The sequence below is a fragment of the Nostoc flagelliforme FACHB-838 genome (genome assembly GCF_014698065.1).
Taxonomy (GTDB): domain Bacteria; phylum Cyanobacteriota; class Cyanobacteriia; order Cyanobacteriales; family Nostocaceae; genus Nostoc; species Nostoc flagelliforme_B.
Genome location: NZ_JACJSI010000001.1, coordinates 220,696 through 237,105, shown reverse-complemented (window position 1 = coordinate 237,105; position 16,410 = coordinate 220,696). Strand labels below are relative to the sequence as shown.

The following is a 16,410-nucleotide window of genomic DNA, read 5'->3' as shown; positions in this document are numbered from 1 at the left end:
ATGATGAAGGCTGAGGGGGTTTCTTATTAAGGTTTTGGATTAAGCGGATATCCACCTAAAAAAATACAATATAGTCTGAAAAGCTTTGCTCGAACTAGCTTTCAGTTTTTTTATTAGAGGAATTGACTTTGTGAAAAACCCGAAACGCGGAGATATTCAAGATTACCCCTAGCGTAACTTTCAGTAGCGCTGCTGGAACAATACCGACAAGCATTCCTCCGATGATGGCTCCAATCACCGAGCCAATTCCCATAGGCGCTATGGTATTACCCAAGGCTGTACGATCTGCAAATGCTCCTCGACTAGCATATCTGATAACTCCCACTAGTACAGTTGGTAAGCTAACTAGAAGACTGGCTGTACCTGCTGTTTTAATATCTGCACCAAAAGCGAAAACAAGTGTTGGGATGATCACTTCACCCCCTGCAACCCCAAGTAAACTGCTTACCAGTCCAATAGCGAGACCAAATAAAATACCTGCTGGAATACGCCAACTTAAAGCAGGCGGTAAAAGGGCTGGTATTTGTTGAGGTAGAAAACCCTCGACTATTAGGGCAATGCCAATCACTACTAATAGGACTAAGATGATTCGCTCAAGCTGTTCGTTTGATAACTTTCCTGCGATCGCCGCCCCGAAAAAAGCAGTGATAACTGCCCCAGCAATCAACGAGAAGATCACAGGAAGTAATAGAATCACTTGGGCTAAAGAAAGTGTACTGCCCCGGATTACCAAGGAAGCAGCAATCGTAATCAAGCTGACACCCAGGTTAAAAGGTACAGCCTGTCGCACTGAATAGCCCAATGTGCCAGCAAGGACTGGCAGTCGAAACTCTGCACCCCCTAAGCCAATCAATCCCCCTAACACCCCAATTGGCACGGCGTAGAGAAAGGATAATCTGAAACGACGTACTTGTAAGCTTCTATTGGTAGGCTCCAACGCAGATGAATTATTGTTTTTCATCAATAATTTATACTTCGGTGTTTTCTTCGTTAAAGCTATATATACCAAAACTTTTGGGTTCTATCGCACTTTTTGGTCTGAATTTTGGCTCAACTATAAGACAATACGGTTCAGTTAAGGCTAAAACTCTTTATCAAAGTCAAATTTTTTAACGAACCGCAGAGGCACAGAGGGAACAGAGAGAAGAAAAAAATGCTTAACTGAACCGTATTGAACTATAAGATTCAAATGTATTGACCTAAGTGACACATCATCCTCGCGTATTGATAGTTTTACTTTTCGATATTCCGGTGGCTAGCAAAAATGAGGGCATAGGTAACTTTTCAAGTTGCCAATACCCTCAGCTAAATAAACTAAGTTCTTGCAGTAGCGTATAAGGTTAAGTTAGTGCCTGAGCAACTGCTGCCGAAAGTGACTCGTTTGCTGCTTGCTTCAACAATTCAGCTTTATCGGTCTGTTCCCAAGGCAAGTCTAAATCAGGCCGCCCAAAATGACCGTAAGCCGCGACGTCCTGATAAAAACGTCCGCCTCGTTCACTTGGTAAGTTACGTAAGTTAAAGGTATGGATAATCCCTGCTGGACGCAGTTCAAAATGCTGGTTGATTAATTCCAGTAAGGTTTCTTCATCCACTTTGCCAGTGCCAAAGGTATCCACCAGAATGCTTGTTGGTCGTGCTACGCCAATAGCATAAGATAGCTGGATTTCAACTTTTTCTGCTAACCCAGCAGCGACAATATTTTTCGCCACATAGCGAGCCGCATAAGCAGCAGAACGGTCTACCTTTGTGGGGTCTTTGCCGGAAAAAGCGCCGCCACCATGACGTGAATAGCCACCGTAGGTATCAACGATTATTTTCCGTCCTGTCAGACCAGAATCTCCCTGAGGGCCACCAACAACAAATTTGCCAGTAGGGTTGACTAAAAAACGTGTTTCCTGATTAGGTTTAACTTCAATGTCGCCAAAAACAGGTTCGACCACTGCTGACCAGAGGTCTTGTTTAATTTTGGCTTGGACAGCCGCCTCATCCGTGATTTCCCCAATGCTGGCTGTATGCTGGGTGGAAATTAGAATAGTATCAATACCTACTGGGCGTCCATCTTCATAGACCACAGTTACTTGGGTTTTGCCGTCAGGACGCAGGTATGACAATTCACCTGTTTTGCGAACTGCTGCCAATCGGCGAGCAATGCGATGGGCCAGGCTGATAGGTAAAGGCATCAGTTCTGGTGTTTCGTTGCTGGCAAAACCGAACATTATACCTTGATCGCCCGCACCAATTTTGTCGAATTGTTCATCACTATCTTGCTCACGGGTTTCTTGGGCGGTGTTAACGCCTTGAGCAATATCGGGTGATTGTTCGTCTAAAGCCAGCAGAACGCTGGTGCTGTTAGCAGAAAAGCCATTATCGGCATTGGTATAGCCAATTTCGGTAATTTTTTTGCGCGCGAGATTGACGAAATTTACATTGGCTTTGGTGGTTATTTCACCAGTGATTAGCACCAAACCAGTATTAACTACTACTTCAGCGGCGACACGGCTGCTGGGGTCTTGTGTCAGTAGGGCATCCAGAATGGTATCAGAAATCTGATCGCAGATTTTATCTGGATGACCTTCGGTGACTGACTCGGAGGTAAATAAATATCGACGAGACAAAGGAAATTCCTCCTGACTTGAGTTTTTTCGTTGACTAAATGTGAGCATTTAGTTCAACTACCTAAATTTAACGTGAGTTTGACGAACCTCTCGCTGACTTGAACTAAAGTTCAAGTCTGTCCCTCTAGGACATCGAAGAGCGACGGTTTTGCGTAGTAAAACCTCTTAGAGGTCTTTGATTCACCTTGTTAGGCAAACACCACCAAGCCGTTGAACTTACGTTAATTTATGAAATCATAACAATATTTATACTTCAGTAGTTAGTATCTTTTTCATATTGATAAAAAGCGCTAGCTATAAGGTAAGTATCTATAAAGAAGATAAATTTATGCTAATTATTTTTTGAGTAGAATGTATTTAATAACACAAAAAAAGGGGGACACCCAGAAGCGCCCCCATAAACTTTGACACAAACACTGCTGTTTTTAAACCTGAACCGCTAACTTTGCTTCCGTAGCTGTTAAGCGCTCATAAGCAGCACGCATTTTCAAGCCTGTAAGCACTTGGAAGAAACCAGTACCATTATTGGAACCTGGATACTCACGGTGCTGGAGTAACAAGTGAGTCAATTCACCTTGATATTTCGTGGATGTATTGCTGAGATGGGTTTCGATATAAATTACTTCTTCCAAGTTGTCAAATTGACCATCCACCTCTAGTACTGAGACATAGCGACCGTAATAAACATCTGAACCGTAGTACAGTTGCATACCAGGATAGGAACAGGTCAGCTTGCGTCCACAGGGAGTCCAATTAATTGTTGACCCTTCATCAAATAGGTAGGTAGGATCAAAACCTTCTTTACCTTCCCGCTGGAGCATCCGTACCCGTAAGACTCTACGCTCGGTGTCGTTTTTGATCAAGTTCGTGGGTAATACTTGGAGAACCACATCAGCAAATTCTCTTTGTGGTTCGATAAACTTGTCAAAGTCAGGTTTACGGGAATTAATTTGCGCTAACACATCTTCGTAGCGATGACCGCGTTCAGCCATATCTCGCTGGATTTTCCAGGCAATTTTGACCTCATCGCTAATGTCAAAATAAACACTAAAGTCAATTAGCGATCGCACCCGTTCATCATATAAAGGATGCAGCCCTTCAACAACTATAATATGATTCGGCTCCACCCGCTCTGGCGGATCAATCAAGCCGGTTTCGTGGTTGTAAATCGGCTTATCAATCGCTTGACCACTTTTGAGCGTTTTAATTTGCTCATACATCAGGTCAAAATTGTTTGCTCTGGGGTCTAGTGCTGTTATCCCAGTTTCTTTACGCTGTTTGCGATCCAAGGAGTGATAATCATCCAAGCAGATGACTGTCATTAAATCTTCACCAAACAAATCTATCAAACGACGCAAAAACGTAGATTTACCGCACCCAGAGTCTCCGGCTACTCCAATCAATACCACGCGTTCCGGCTTACTTGTCATAAATCTCCTCTAAAATACTAAAGTTGTGTCAATAATTTTTCACACAGCAGATTTTGAAGCCAGGAGTTTACCCCTTTGGTTTATCCTGCGTTCTTGCTACCTAGCACATCTATAAGACACCAAGCGGGTAGGCAACAAAGTAATTAAGTTGCTACTCGTCGGACTAGCCTGAATGTTGGTGCCGGTAAGTATTTAATCCTAGTGGTATATTTGATTTTAACAGAAGGGTGTATCCCATACAATATTGCTGTCAAGAAGAATTAGCGTGGTTCATCAATCATTATTTTTGTTGATTTAGTTATTAATTTAAAAATGGGGATCAGCCCCGCCCATCAGCCTTGCACCTTTATCAGGATGCTACTTGTGACTTTATAGAATCAAGACTATAAGGTATAATTTATTATCGTTGTGAATTTTCTAATGTTCCTAAATTGTAATTCCTGCTCGACAATACTTAATATATTCAAAGCAAAAATCTATCCAACGAATGAGCTAATAACTTGCATTAGTCAAATTATTGGCTGTAAATTGATAAATATGCTCATATAGAAGCGTTGACGCTATGGCAAAATACTGATAAGGGTTGACATATTTTTCACGTCAAGTGAAACTAATTACAGTTGCTTAAATCAATTCTGCTTCTGTCGTTGTCCTTGTAGTGACAGTTGTTCTATCCATGTAATTATCCATCGATAGGTTATGAATATAGCTAACAACATTCTGATATGGTAGTAAATTTGGAGAAGTAAAACCAATCGGAAGAAAACCTTCCGGGATTACCATTCTCCGGTTTTAACCTTTAGAGCAAGCAAGCCTAACAGCAAATTTTGGAGATAAACTGAGCGGTAGCTTCCACCAATCAAAGCATTCCTCCGACAATACTTGCTATTATGAGTTGCTCATTGGATAGTAAGGTAAAAAGCTATCTCCTTAGTAGGGTGGTAGTAATTAACGAAAAAAAGATTAAATTGACTCATTATTAACATTCTCCAAAAGACTTATCCTTTACCTTAGAAGGTGAACAGGTGTGTTTTTTGCTATGCCTGCATGTCTTTGGTGAGTGTACTTAGCAAGGCATTAATTTAATGATGCCTTTTTCTCAGAGAGCCAGTTTTGTGAAACGAAAATCCGGTAAACTAAAGCTGGCATGGGATGGGAATAGTTTTTTTTGAAAAACGGTTAAGTAAATTATCGGAGTGGTAGAACGAATGTACAATCAAGGTGCTGTTGAGGGTGCTGCCAATACAGAATTAGGTAGCCGCATCTTCCTTTATGAAGTGGTGGGTTTGCGTCAGAGCGAAGAAACTGATCAAACTAACTACCCAATTCGGAAAAGTGGCAGTGTGTTCATCAGAGTGCCTTACAACCGCATGAATCAAGAAATGCGACGTATCACTCGTCTAGGCGGCACAATTGTTAGCATCCAGCCCACAACTGCGCTACAGCCAGTTAATGGTAAAGCCTCATTTGGGAATGCTACAAGCGAAGTCAGCGAGTTAGCTACATCTGGGGAAACTGCTAACAGTGAAGGGAATGGTAAAGCCACACCTGTAAATGCTCATAGTGCTGAAGAACAGAACAAGGACAAGAAAGGCAACACCATGACTCAAGCGAAAGCCAAAAAAGACCACGGTGACGTTCCTGTTAACACTTACCGTCCCAATGCTCCATTTATTGGCAAGGTAATATCTAATGAACCGCTAGTTAAAGAAGGTGGTATTGGTATTGTTCAACACCTGAAATTTGACTTATCTGGCGGGGATTTGAAGTATATAGAAGGTCAAAGTATTGGGATTATTCCGCCAGGATTAGACAAGAACGGCAAGCCAGAAAAACTCAGACTATATTCCATTGCCTCAACTCGTCATGGCGATGATGTAGATGATAAGACAGTATCACTGTGCGTCCGTCAGTTGGAGTACAAGCACCCAGAAACTAGCGAAACAGTCTACGGTGTTTGCTCTACGCACCTGTGTTTCCTCAAGCCAGGGGAAGAGGTAAAAATTACCGGGCCTGTGGGTAAGGAAATGTTGTTACCCGAAGATCCCGAAGCTAATGTCATCATGATGGCAACCGGAACAGGTATTGCGCCGATGCGGGCTTATCTGTGGCGTCAGTTTAAAGATGCGGAAAGAGCAGCTAACCCAGAATACCAATTTAAAGGATTCTCTTGGCTAATATTTGGCGTACCAACAACTCCAAACCTCTTATATAAGGAAGAACTGGAAGAAATTCAACAAAAATATCCTGATAACTTCCGCCTCACTGCTGCTATCAGCCGCGAACAGAAAAATCCCCAAGGCGGTAGAATGTATATTCAAGACCGCGTAGCTGAACACGCTGATGAATTGTGGCAATTGATTAAAAATGAAAAAACCCACACCTATATCTGCGGTTTGCGCGGTATGGAAGAAGGTATTGATGCAGCCTTAACTGCTGCTGCTGCCAAGGAAGGCGTAACCTGGAGTGATTACCAGAAGCAACTCAAGAAAGCTCATCGCTGGCACGTAGAAACATACTAAATTAGTCATTAGTCATTGGTCATTAGTCACTTGTACTGAGCGGCTTGTACTGAGCGACTTGTACTGAGCGTAGTCGAAGTAAGTCGAAAGGAGTCGAAGTATTAGTTTTAGACAAAGGACGAAGGACAAATGACAAAGGAAGCAGGATAATCAGTAGGTAGAGCAAATGCTCTACCTACAATTGTTATTGGTGAAATTGGGTGCAAAATGGGTGTGAAACTAGGAATACTGGGATTAGGCACCGTGGGAACGGGAACAGTGCAGTTGTTGCAAGATAGCACTGGGCGTCACCCATTGTTGCAAGAGATAGAAATCTATCGGGTGGGAGTGCGATCGCTAGATAAACCTCGTGCAGTAGAATTGTCTACGGAAGTCTTAACGACAGATTTAGAATCCATTGTCAACGATCCGGCGGTAGATATAGTTGTCGAGGTGATGGGCGGACTGGAACCGGCGCGATCGCTCATCCTCAAAGCTTTAAGTAATGGTAAGCACGTAGTCACCGCCAATAAAGCCGCGATCGCTCGCTTTGGAGCGGAAATTTTTACAGCTGCTAATCAAGCTGGCGTATACGTCATGCTAGAAGCTGCTGTGGGTGGTGGTATTCCGGTGATTCAACCCCTAAAGCAGTCTTTAAGTGTTAACCGTATTCACACTGTAACTGGCATCGTTAACGGTACAACTAACTACATCTTGACACGGATGCAAACAGAAGGCAGCAACTTCAATGATGTCTTAGCTGATGCCCAGCGCTTGGGTTATGCTGAAGCTGACCCTACAGCCGATGTCGATGGTTTAGACGCAGCAGATAAAATTGCCATTCTCGCATCATTAGGCTTTGGTGGACGTATCAACTTACAAGATGTTTATACTGAGGGCATTCGGCAAGTCAGCAAAACAGATATTGCCTATGCCGAGAAATTGGGATTTGTGATTAAATTGTTAGCGATCGCTAAACGTGATACTCCCTCATCTCCTCTTTCCGTCAGAGTTCATCCTACATTAGTGCCTCAAGCCCACCCTTTGGCTAGCATCAATGGCGTTTACAATGCCATTCTTGTGGAAGGAGAACCCATTGGGCAAGTAATGTTTTTCGGCCCCGGTGCTGGTGCTGGTGCAACCGCCAGTGCTGTGACATCAGATATTTTAAATCTAGTTGCTGTCCTGAAAACCAATACAGCAGTTGCAAATCCCTTATTAACTTGTCGACATCAGGAATATTGCCAAATTGCGCCGATGGCAGAATTGATAACTCGGTTTTACGCGCGTTTCCTCACCAATGACCAACCTGGAGTTATCGGTAAATTGGGAACTTGCTTTGGTAATTATGGCGTTAGCTTAGAGTCAATTGTCCAAACTGGCTTTCAAGGGGAACTCGCAGAGATTGTAGTTGTTACCCATGATGTGCTAGAAGGTAATTTTAGGCAAGCTTTGGCAGAAATTCGGGATTTATCAGCGATCGAAAGCATTCCCAGCTTACTGCGTGTACTTTAAGATTAGTCGGGAGTGAAGCTTTTCAACTTGCTTTGCTCCAATTTCTAATTACTCCGAAGGATTATAATCTCCATCTTATACAGGCCAAGCTGCGAGTAAAACTTGGTTAACTACGCAAGCTAAACTAAGCAGGAAAGAGAAAGAGCCGATCGCTTAACTGCTCAATTGCGATCGCTTGGTGTTGAACCAGAAGTTTAAGTATTTGGTTTAAGGGTGCAATTGCTCTGATGTTATCAGAGGCGATCGCGCCAATTTTGGATTTTCCTGGGGAACGTAAACAATTAATAGACTAGGTACGTAAAGGCGCGAAATTTCGCGTCTCTATATATTTGGGAAAATAGTAGGATTGAAATACGCTAGTTAAAAAGTCCCATTTGCTGATGTAGTAACACCAAGCATTACTAATAACTAAGTTAACAAACAAGTGTTAATACTAAGGAATAAGCGCTGTGACAGATTTGAGTAACAACAACCCAGAATTAGCTGATGAAGAAGACAATGATGAAGAACAAGAAGAAAAAGTTACATTTCAGTATGACCCTGAGAAAATCAATATTGTTACAAGGGAGCCAACTATTGAGCAATTACTCAGAAGAATTAACGAAGATGCCCTTGATTTAGCACCTGAATTTCAACGACAAGCAAATATATGGACTCTAGAAGCAAAAGGTAAATTAATTGAATCTATTCTAATTAGAAAAAACGTCATCCTGATGGGCAATACTGTATTGGTCAAGATAGCGGTATCTATTGGCGGATAACTGACCCTCCAGAAAAAGGCGCAGAAGCACTAGACTGGTTTTATGTAGGGAATGTACCACCTACTCTGGATGGTCAAACGCGCAGGTCTTATGTATTATGGCGAGAGTTTATTGCCCCATTGATTGCATTGGATTTTGTCTCTGGTGATGGTAGTGAGGAGCGAGACAAAACTCCTTGGAAGGGAAAATTTTGGATTTATGAGCAGGTGATTCGTCCTCCCTTCTACGGCATTTATGAAGTGAATAAAGCTAGCGTAGAAGTTTATGAATTAATTGGTGGACAATATCAGTTATTAACAGCAAATGAACGTGGACATTATGCCATACATCCTTTAGGAGTTGAGTTAGGAATTTGGCAGGGACAATATTACAATATGGAATTACCTTGGCTACGCTGGCGGGATTTGCAAGGTAATTTGTTATTGACTGGTGAAGAAAGAGCCGAGCGCTTAACTGCCCAATTGCGCTCTTTAGGTATCGAACCAGAAGCCTAGATTTTTGGATGAAGTGGCCCCACATTAGCAATTTCATAGCCAGTGGGATAGCTGGGGATAGGAGAGTCAATATAAAAATTAGGCTGATTCCGAGGTGGGAATAACCGGATTAATTTAGCTCGAATTTTTAGCAGACTTACCATAGCCGATCGCAGCAATGGCGAAGGATAGGGAAAACCAAAGGCATCGAGCATTGTGTCATCCAGTAAAGCGTAGATACCTGGTTTGATAGAAGAATGCATCCACGAAGGAAACCAACTCAAAAATAAATCGCGTGTAGCTTCCCCAACTCGACAATTTGTATCTGAATAGCAAAATTTTTGGCGTTCGTAGTCAAGGTTATAGCGCTCGAATTATTCGTAGGTTTCAGGGATATTCTGAATCTGCATTTGCTTACCTACTTCTCGCCAGAAGTAAAAAGACGCTAATTTTTCTTGTTCGCACATCAGCCGCCAACCAAACCGTGCATTCCAACGGATAGGCTCGAAAATGAAAGTTGAAAGTACATACAGGAAATCACTGTTGTCAATCTTGAAGCGTCCGTGGAGTGCATTCATGCGTTGCAGGGCTTGTTTGCCGCGATCGCTATCATAACCCCACTTAATCATCTCTCCAACAATTATTGCCGTATCATCGTAACGTTTTTGCGGACAATGGGTAAATTCTCCTGTCTGATTCAGCAATTTAGAGATACTAGGAACGCAATAAGTTCGCATCAAAGCGACTTCGAGCGATCGCGTCATATCCCAAGGAAATTCATAGCCATTCATTAAGTTATAAATCCGGCAATGATCTTGCACTGGATCAAGTTGCTGAATTAAGTGAAAATTTTTATAGCGATTGAAAAGCATCTGAAATTTCTCTGTATAAATTCAGCTATTTATTGACATCCAGCAACCGCGAAGTTTCTAACCGACTCATCCACTTCTCTAAATAAACTCGATTACCTTTTTCCTCATTTGGATCTTTAGTATCCAAAGGATAAGGCATCAGTCCCAAAATGGTTGCTGTTGTCACACAAAACATCGATTTTTGGAAACTCATGCAAATTTGTACTCGCAAATCATCTTCACCCCGAAGACCGCGACGATAAATTTCATGCAAATACTCTGGAAGATAATGACGCATATCCTGCATCAACAAGGTGGGAGGAATACCTGCGCCGCCGATAGGCAAAGGATCTGCATACAATGCGCCATATTGAAATCGGGTTTGATCTGGGGGAATTTGATATCCTTGGGCGTTGTATGAAACTGTACCGTGGAAAGGAGTTCCTCGGAAGAATACTGCTTCTACATAAGGTATTGCTGTATCTGCTAAGAAGGTCAAACCAACGCTTTTGGGAATGATTTCATAAACCTCACCTCGAATTTTGACGGCGTAGGTAATTGGGTTTGATGCATTTGCCACTAACCCTGCTTTAATATGTTCTACAACTTGGGGAATCGATGTAATTTCGCCTCGGTCGTAGCGGTCTGATAAGTTGAGGAACATATCAGCCATTACTCGCCAGAATTGACCTAAACCAGTGTAGTAAGCAGATACACGCAAGTTTTCTGTTAAAAAATCTGGAAACAGTTGGTTAATAGCGGCAATTAAGGGATTATTTTTAAATTTTGCAGCGATAACGGCTTGCGCTCTTTCTTGAAATTCTTCTGTATCTAAATAGGTATCTAGTCCGCCGCCACCGTGCCACATCATGGCTTTCATGCAATATTCGGCATATTCAAAATTAATTCGGTTATGCCACCAATGACGAAGTAATTTCTGAAAAGAAACCTCTCCATTAAAGTATTTAAAAAATGGGAAAAATATTAAAAACTGATGCTCGGCAATATAGTTAAGATTTGTTGAATAGGCATCTAAAACTAGGCCATAACTTTTAAGAATACCAACAACTTCCAGCACATTTTCTGGATTATCGGGGAGTAATGCATCTCCTTTTTGCAAACGTTCAATATACTCAGCTAAAGGATTGTGAGTAGCTTTCTTTTTAATAGTTACCATTGCCATCTCTCCAAAAAGTATAGGGATTGGGGTATTGGGGAGCCAGTGTGTTGGGCGGGCAATGCCCGACTTGTTCGCGTAGCGTCTCCGACAGGAGAAGCAACTGGCATCATTGGGCATTGGGCATTGGGCATGGGGTATTGGGAAAACTCTTCCCCAGTCCCTAGTCACCAGTCCCTAATCCCTAGTCCTTAGTCCCCATTGCTTTATCAAAAGACACTGTTGCTACTACATTTTGGGTATTCACCATTGCTGTAACTGTTGGTTCAGTCCAGCGAACTAACCAACCAGGTTGAATGCCAAAAATCACAATTAGCACAGCTAAAATTGCAGCTGGGATGCGATCGCTCCAATACACACGCGGTAAGTTGATAACTTGTGCAGACAAGCGACCAAAAAAAGCGCGGTTAACGAGAATTAAGAAGTAAACAGCTGTTAAACCAGTACCAAGCATGCATAGCAAGGTTTGCACTGGGAAAACAGGAAAACTTCCCCGATAAACTATGAATTCGGAAATAAACCCTAGCATTCCCGGTATACCAGCGCTGGCCATGACTCCGACAATCATCAAGCTACCAATTACTGGCATACCCCGTTCTGGATTCAGCAATCCTTGGATGACTTCTAAATCGCGGCTTCCAGCTTTTTTATATACAACCCCTACCAGCAAAAACAGCATTGCCGAAATCAAGCCGTGGCTAACCATTTGCATCACAGCACCCAACACACTTAAAGGTGTGGCCGCCGCCGCCGCTAAAAGCACGTAACCCATGTGTCCAATGGAACTGTATGCAACCATTTTTTTCATATCGGTTTGAGCGATCGCGCAGGATGAACCGTACAGCACACTTACCACTGCCCAAGTCGCCAACCAAGGAGCCAGATAACTCCACGCTTCTGGTAACAAGTTCATGCCAAATCGCAGTAAACCGTAAGTTCCCAATTTCAACAGCACCCCAGCCAACAACACTGAAATCGGTGTGGATGCTTCAACGTGAGCATCTGGCAACCAAGTATGGAAGGGAACTAAAGGAATTTTAATCCCAAAACCTATCAAAATTCCCGCTAGCAATAAAAGCTGTGTTGCTAGAGGTAAAGTTGTCGTGTTCAAGGTTGCTAGTGCAAAGCTAGAAGAACCACTCAGCCAAACCATGCCGAGGAAACTAGCTAAAATCAAGATTCCCGAAACGGCTGTATAAATGAGAAATTTTGTCGCAGCATAACCCCGCTTTGCGCCACCCCAAATGGCTATCAACAAATACAGCGGAATCAGTTCCAATTCGTAAAATAGGAAAAATAGCAGTAAATCCTGTGCTAGAAAGGCTCCAGTTACCCCAGCACTTAATAATAGTATCAAAGAGTAATAAAATTTAGGACGCTGTAGCGATTCATCGCTGCTATAAATGGCAATGCAAGTTAACAATCCACTTAAAACCAGCAACGGCAAAGATAAACCATCTATTCCAAGGTTATAATTCAAGCCTAAAACATCTACCCAAGGGAGAGACTCGGCAAATTGTTGAGTAATTTCCCCTGGATGGAACTGAATTACTAGTACAATTGTCCACAAGAAAGCGATAATGGCAAAGACCAAAGCCACCCCACGGGAGAATTTCCCACTGATGCCAGAGGGGGAGAAACCAATTAAAGCTGCGCCGATTAACGGCACTAGAATCAAAACACTAAGCATAGACAGAATTTAAGTAAGGGGAGGCAGGGGGAGCAGGGGAGGCAGGGGAGGCAGGGGAAGCAGGGGAAGAATAATAAATAACTTTTAACTCCTAACTCCTGACTTTTAATCCCTAACTCCTAAGTCAGTTAAAAAGGTAATTTATCCAGTAAACCCAATGACCAGCTGATGAAAAAACCCAGGACGCTGACAACTGCTAGGATGGTCAACATATAGCCTTGGGATTGCCCAGAAATGGTGTATTTTAAAGTTTGTCCGCCGAAAATTGTCGCAAACCCAACCAAGTTTACTAAACCGTCAACTAAGTAGCGATCGCTCCACGCAGAAACCTTAGATAGCAGTGCTACTGCACTTACAACGGTGACACGATAAACTCGGTCAATATAAAAATCATAACCTAACAAGTCTTGCAGAAATCTCCACGCCAAGATTCTGGATCTTGACCAAGCTTTGTGTAGATGAACTGTACAGCCTACAACTACTCCCACTACGGTAGACCCAAACAAGGCTAACACCACATACCAATTAATACTTTCCCAATCGGGCAATAAGTACCATTGCTGGAGCATCAGAGGTAAAAGCAGAGTCAGTACTGTTAAAAACACCATTGGTAAGGCCATCTGCCAACCTACTTCTGGCGTGCGACGGGTCTTTTGTTGCGGTTTACCCCAGAAGACTAATCTAAATACTCTGGTCAAATTTAATGCTGTCAAGCCATTGACTAATACTAAAACCCCAATTACCCAAGGGCTAATATTTACGAAACCATCAGCCCATGCTAACATCGCCCAGAAACTTCCCAAGGGTAGCAGTGTTACCATCCCGGCTGAACCGACTACAAAGGCAGTGGTGGTGGCTGGCATCCGTGACCACAAACCACCCATTTCTGTTAAGTCTTGGCTTTGGGTAGTCAAGATAACTGAACCGGAACTCATGAATAATAATGCTTTAGCGATCGCATGCGCTAACAGCAACATCAAGGCTACACCCCCTTGCTGTAATCCCACTGCTAAAAACACTAATCCCATGTATGCACTGGTGGAATGAGATAGCGATCGCTTAATGTCAATTTGAGCTATAGATACCAATGTTGCTCCAATTGCCGTCACCGTACCCATAATTACCAAAGCACTTAAGGCTACTGGCGACAGTGCTAACAATGGTTGAAATTTATACAGCAAATAAGCACCACCAGCCACTACCAGCGAGTTCCGCATCACCGAAGCGGGGTTGGGCCCTTCCATTGCCTCATCTAACCACAGGTGCAGTGGAAATTGGGCACATTTACCAGCAGGGCCAGCAATTAATGCCAACCCCAGCAATGTTGATGTCATAGGATTTAAATTAGCTGTTTGCGCCCATTCATATAAATCTGAAAAGTTCAAACTCCCAGCTAGGGTGGAAAGTGTCACTACAGCCATGAGTAGCAACAAGTCCCCCACCCGTTTAGTCCAAAATGCATCCCGCGCTGCTGTCACTACTAAAGGTTGAGCATACCAGAACCCCACTAACAAGTACGTTGAAAGTGTCAAGACTTCCAAAAGGGCATAGCTAAGAAACAAAGAATCACTGATCGCTAGACCACTCAGCGCTGCCTCAAAAAATCCCAGCAGCGAGAAGAAACGGGCCAATGACCAGTCCTTTTCCATGTAACCCAGAGCGTAAATTTGTGCCAGTAGGCTTAATCCAGTAATTAAAACTGTTGCCCCAATACTGACTGGCGATAGTTCCAAACTCAAAGATAAATCTAGATCAGCAGCTTTGAACCAGGAAACTAGTAAGTTTTGTGGATCTGTATCCCAGATATTTTTAAATACAAACAGACTATGAATAAAAGCCAGAATGGTCGTCAACAAGTTGAAGTATGCCGCAGGTCTTGGCCCTGTTCGCCGAATTATTCCTATTCCCCACGGCAAGGTCAAAATAGCGCCAAGTAAGCTATAAAAAGGCACAAACCAACTTGTTGAAAATAAAAATTGATCCATTTAAATTTACCTTGACAACTTAGCTTTGATTTAAAAAAATACTTAAAACAATTATTTATTTAATAAAATTAATCTACCAATAATTTCGATGTTTTTTACTATATTTTAAACTAAACTTTTTAAAGAAGTATTTTTACTTAATTTACTCCATCAAACATAAGCAAAATATAACTTTACATAAGCAAAAGCATTTACTAGCCTTAACATCACTTTCATTTTTACATTTTTATTTCTACTTTCAGCAAGGTACTTTATACGATATATTTGAAAAAATTATCTATATTTTCACTTAGTCTTTACTACACACAACAATACTGGACGAAAGATAGATACAGTAAAACACACAGCCCCTGCTTCCCCCTCGCCAGATATAATTAGCCTTGGTTATGAATGTCGTTTTGTAAATGTAATAAAGGAATTATAAAGCATAAGTGGTCGCTCTAGGAATCAGTGAACTTTAATTGCCCAGAAAGACAGATAACTTTTTGTTAAGTTTTTTAAAACTTTCTTATCATAAACTATTATAGTAATTTATGTTGCCAGGGACGCCAAGCTTTCCTATGCTTAATTTGGAAGTGTTTTCTTAACTCTTAAGATAAAGCCCTCCCCGTCAAAAATTTCAAGACAGTACTGATTAGATTCATTTTGTAGGAGTTCTGCGATGCCAATTGCAGTTGGGATGATTGAAACGAAAGGCTTTCCAGCAGTCGTGGAAGCTGCTGACGCGATGGTGAAAGCCGCCCGTGTCACTTTAGTAGGCTATGAGAAAATTGGTAGCGCTCGTGTCACCGTCATAGTTAGGGGAGATGTATCGGAAGTTCAAGCTTCTGTAGCAGCTGGAGTTGAAGCGGCGAAAAGAGTCTTTGGTGGTGAAGTGTTATCCACTCACATCATTGCTCGTCCTCACGAAAACCTGGAATACGTCTTGCCGATACGTTACACAGAAGCGGTGGAACAATTCCGTACTTAAAAGCTGTTTAAACAAAGTAATTAAAGCTCTTTACCTGAAGAGAGTATCACTTTTGTCCAAGGCTAAAAACAATAAAAAAGGGATTAAAACTAATGTCAATTGCAGTAGGAATGGTTGAAACGCTAGGCTTTCCAGCAGTCGTGGAAGCTGCTGATGCAATGGTGAAAGCTGCTCGCGTCACTTTAGTAGGTTATGAAAAAATCGGTAGTGGTCGGGTGACAGTGATTGTCCGGGGTGACGTTTCCGAAGTGCAAGCTTCTGTAGGCGCAGGTGTTGAATCTGTAAAGCGAGTTAACGGCGGACAAGTGCTGTCTACTCATATCATTGCTCGTCCTCACGAAAACTTGGAATACGTCCTGCCAATTCGTTATACCGAAGATGTAGAGCAGTTCCGGGAAAATGTGAATGCAATTCGTCCTTTCGGTAGAAGACCGTAATTTGT

At 42.3% G+C, this 16,410-nt stretch carries 13 protein-coding genes and 1 pseudogene; 6 read left to right on the top strand and 8 right to left on the bottom strand.

What is annotated here, in order from left to right; all coding sequences use genetic code 11:
• Positions 1 to 94 precede the first annotated feature (94 nt).
• From H6G97_RS00920 to H6G97_RS00910, 3 genes are all read right to left on the bottom strand, one after another.
• Positions 95 to 961, bottom strand: a complete 867-nt coding sequence (locus H6G97_RS00920; RefSeq protein WP_190938867.1) for a sulfite exporter TauE/SafE family protein — start codon at positions 959 to 961, stop codon at positions 95 to 97.
• Between the two features lie 379 nt (positions 962 to 1,340).
• A complete protein-coding gene (metK, locus tag H6G97_RS00915) occupies positions 1,341 to 2,615 on the bottom strand; it encodes a methionine adenosyltransferase (protein ID WP_190938908.1) in 1,275 nt (424 codons plus the stop codon).
• 425 nt (positions 2,616 to 3,040) lie between these two features.
• Complete coding sequence (locus H6G97_RS00910) at positions 3,041 to 4,045, bottom strand: phosphoribulokinase (protein ID WP_190938866.1); 1,005 nt, start codon at positions 4,043 to 4,045, stop codon at positions 3,041 to 3,043.
• A gap of 1,208 nt (positions 4,046 to 5,253) precedes the next feature.
• On the opposite strand from H6G97_RS00910, the gene petH reads away from it, so the two are divergent.
• From petH to H6G97_RS00890, 4 genes and pseudogenes are all read left to right on the top strand, one after another.
• Positions 5,254 to 6,567, top strand: coding sequence for a ferredoxin--NADP reductase (petH, locus tag H6G97_RS00905; RefSeq protein ID WP_190938865.1), 1,314 nt, complete (start codon positions 5,254 to 5,256; stop codon positions 6,565 to 6,567).
• Positions 6,568 to 6,774: 207 nt separating this feature from the next.
• Entirely contained in the window at positions 6,775 to 8,061 is a 1,287-nt protein-coding gene (locus H6G97_RS00900; protein ID WP_190938864.1) for a homoserine dehydrogenase, read from the top strand.
• A 449-nt stretch (positions 8,062 to 8,510) separates the two neighbouring features.
• Positions 8,511 to 8,822: a hypothetical protein gene (locus H6G97_RS00895; protein WP_242054762.1), complete on the top strand. Its 312-nt coding sequence runs from the start codon at positions 8,511 to 8,513 to the stop codon at positions 8,820 to 8,822.
• A pseudogene (locus H6G97_RS00890) lies at positions 8,759 to 9,316 on the top strand (Uma2 family endonuclease); the annotation flags it as partial. The gene H6G97_RS00895 and the pseudogene H6G97_RS00890, both read left to right, overlap by 64 nt.
• On the opposite strand, the gene H6G97_RS52120 reads toward H6G97_RS00890, so the two are convergent.
• The 5 genes from H6G97_RS52120 to H6G97_RS00870 form a co-directional block, all read right to left on the bottom strand.
• Entirely contained in the window at positions 9,313 to 9,558 is a 246-nt protein-coding gene (locus tag H6G97_RS52120; RefSeq protein WP_242054761.1) for a hypothetical protein, read from the bottom strand. The pseudogene H6G97_RS00890 and the gene H6G97_RS52120 sit on opposite strands and share 4 nt — an antisense overlap.
• 111 nt (positions 9,559 to 9,669) lie before the next feature.
• Positions 9,670 to 10,167 carry an oxygenase MpaB family protein gene (locus tag H6G97_RS52115; RefSeq protein ID WP_242054760.1) on the bottom strand — a complete coding sequence of 166 codons (498 nt, stop codon included), beginning with the start codon at positions 10,165 to 10,167 and terminating at the stop codon, positions 9,670 to 9,672.
• Positions 10,168 to 10,192: 25 nt separating this feature from the next.
• Entirely contained in the window at positions 10,193 to 11,323 is a 1,131-nt protein-coding gene (locus tag H6G97_RS00880) for a CO2 hydration protein (protein ID WP_190938863.1), read from the bottom strand.
• A gap of 184 nt (positions 11,324 to 11,507) precedes the next feature.
• Positions 11,508 to 13,013, bottom strand: a complete 1,506-nt coding sequence (locus H6G97_RS00875) for an NADH-quinone oxidoreductase subunit M (RefSeq protein WP_190938862.1) — start codon at positions 13,011 to 13,013, stop codon at positions 11,508 to 11,510.
• Between the two features lie 128 nt (positions 13,014 to 13,141).
• On the bottom strand, positions 13,142 to 14,998 hold the full coding sequence (locus H6G97_RS00870) for an NAD(P)H-quinone oxidoreductase subunit F (protein WP_190938861.1): 1,857 nt from the start codon (positions 14,996 to 14,998) through the stop codon (positions 13,142 to 13,144).
• 661 nt (positions 14,999 to 15,659) lie between these two features.
• Here H6G97_RS00870 and H6G97_RS00865 point away from each other — a divergent pair.
• Positions 15,660 to 15,968, top strand: coding sequence for a carbon dioxide-concentrating mechanism protein CcmK (locus H6G97_RS00865; protein ID WP_012410633.1), 309 nt, complete (start codon positions 15,660 to 15,662; stop codon positions 15,966 to 15,968).
• Between the two features lie 92 nt (positions 15,969 to 16,060).
• Positions 16,061 to 16,405: a carbon dioxide-concentrating mechanism protein CcmK gene (locus tag H6G97_RS00860; RefSeq protein ID WP_039748664.1), complete on the top strand. Its 345-nt coding sequence runs from the start codon at positions 16,061 to 16,063 to the stop codon at positions 16,403 to 16,405.
• Positions 16,406 to 16,410 lie beyond the last annotated feature (5 nt).

Coding starts and splice junctions, on each gene's coding strand:
- H6G97_RS00920 (WP_190938867.1), bottom strand. CDS start 961: ATGAAAAACAATAATTCATCTGCGTTGGAGCCTACCAATAGAAGCTTA.
- petH (WP_190938865.1), top strand. CDS start 5,254: ATGTACAATCAAGGTGCTGTTGAGGGTGCTGCCAATACAGAATTAGGT.
- H6G97_RS00880 (WP_190938863.1), bottom strand. CDS start 11,323: ATGGTAACTATTAAAAAGAAAGCTACTCACAATCCTTTAGCTGAGTAT.
- H6G97_RS52120 (WP_242054761.1), bottom strand. CDS start 9,558: ATGCATTCTTCTATCAAACCAGGTATCTACGCTTTACTGGATGACACA.
- H6G97_RS00865 (WP_012410633.1), top strand. CDS start 15,660: ATGCCAATTGCAGTTGGGATGATTGAAACGAAAGGCTTTCCAGCAGTC.
- H6G97_RS00900 (WP_190938864.1), top strand. CDS start 6,775: ATGGGTGTGAAACTAGGAATACTGGGATTAGGCACCGTGGGAACGGGA.
- H6G97_RS00875 (WP_190938862.1), bottom strand. CDS start 13,013: ATGCTTAGTGTTTTGATTCTAGTGCCGTTAATCGGCGCAGCTTTAATT.
- H6G97_RS00860 (WP_039748664.1), top strand. CDS start 16,061: ATGTCAATTGCAGTAGGAATGGTTGAAACGCTAGGCTTTCCAGCAGTC.
- H6G97_RS00910 (WP_190938866.1), bottom strand. CDS start 4,045: ATGACAAGTAAGCCGGAACGCGTGGTATTGATTGGAGTAGCCGGAGAC.
- H6G97_RS00870 (WP_190938861.1), bottom strand. CDS start 14,998: ATGGATCAATTTTTATTTTCAACAAGTTGGTTTGTGCCTTTTTATAGC.
- H6G97_RS52115 (WP_242054760.1), bottom strand. CDS start 10,167: ATGCTTTTCAATCGCTATAAAAATTTTCACTTAATTCAGCAACTTGAT.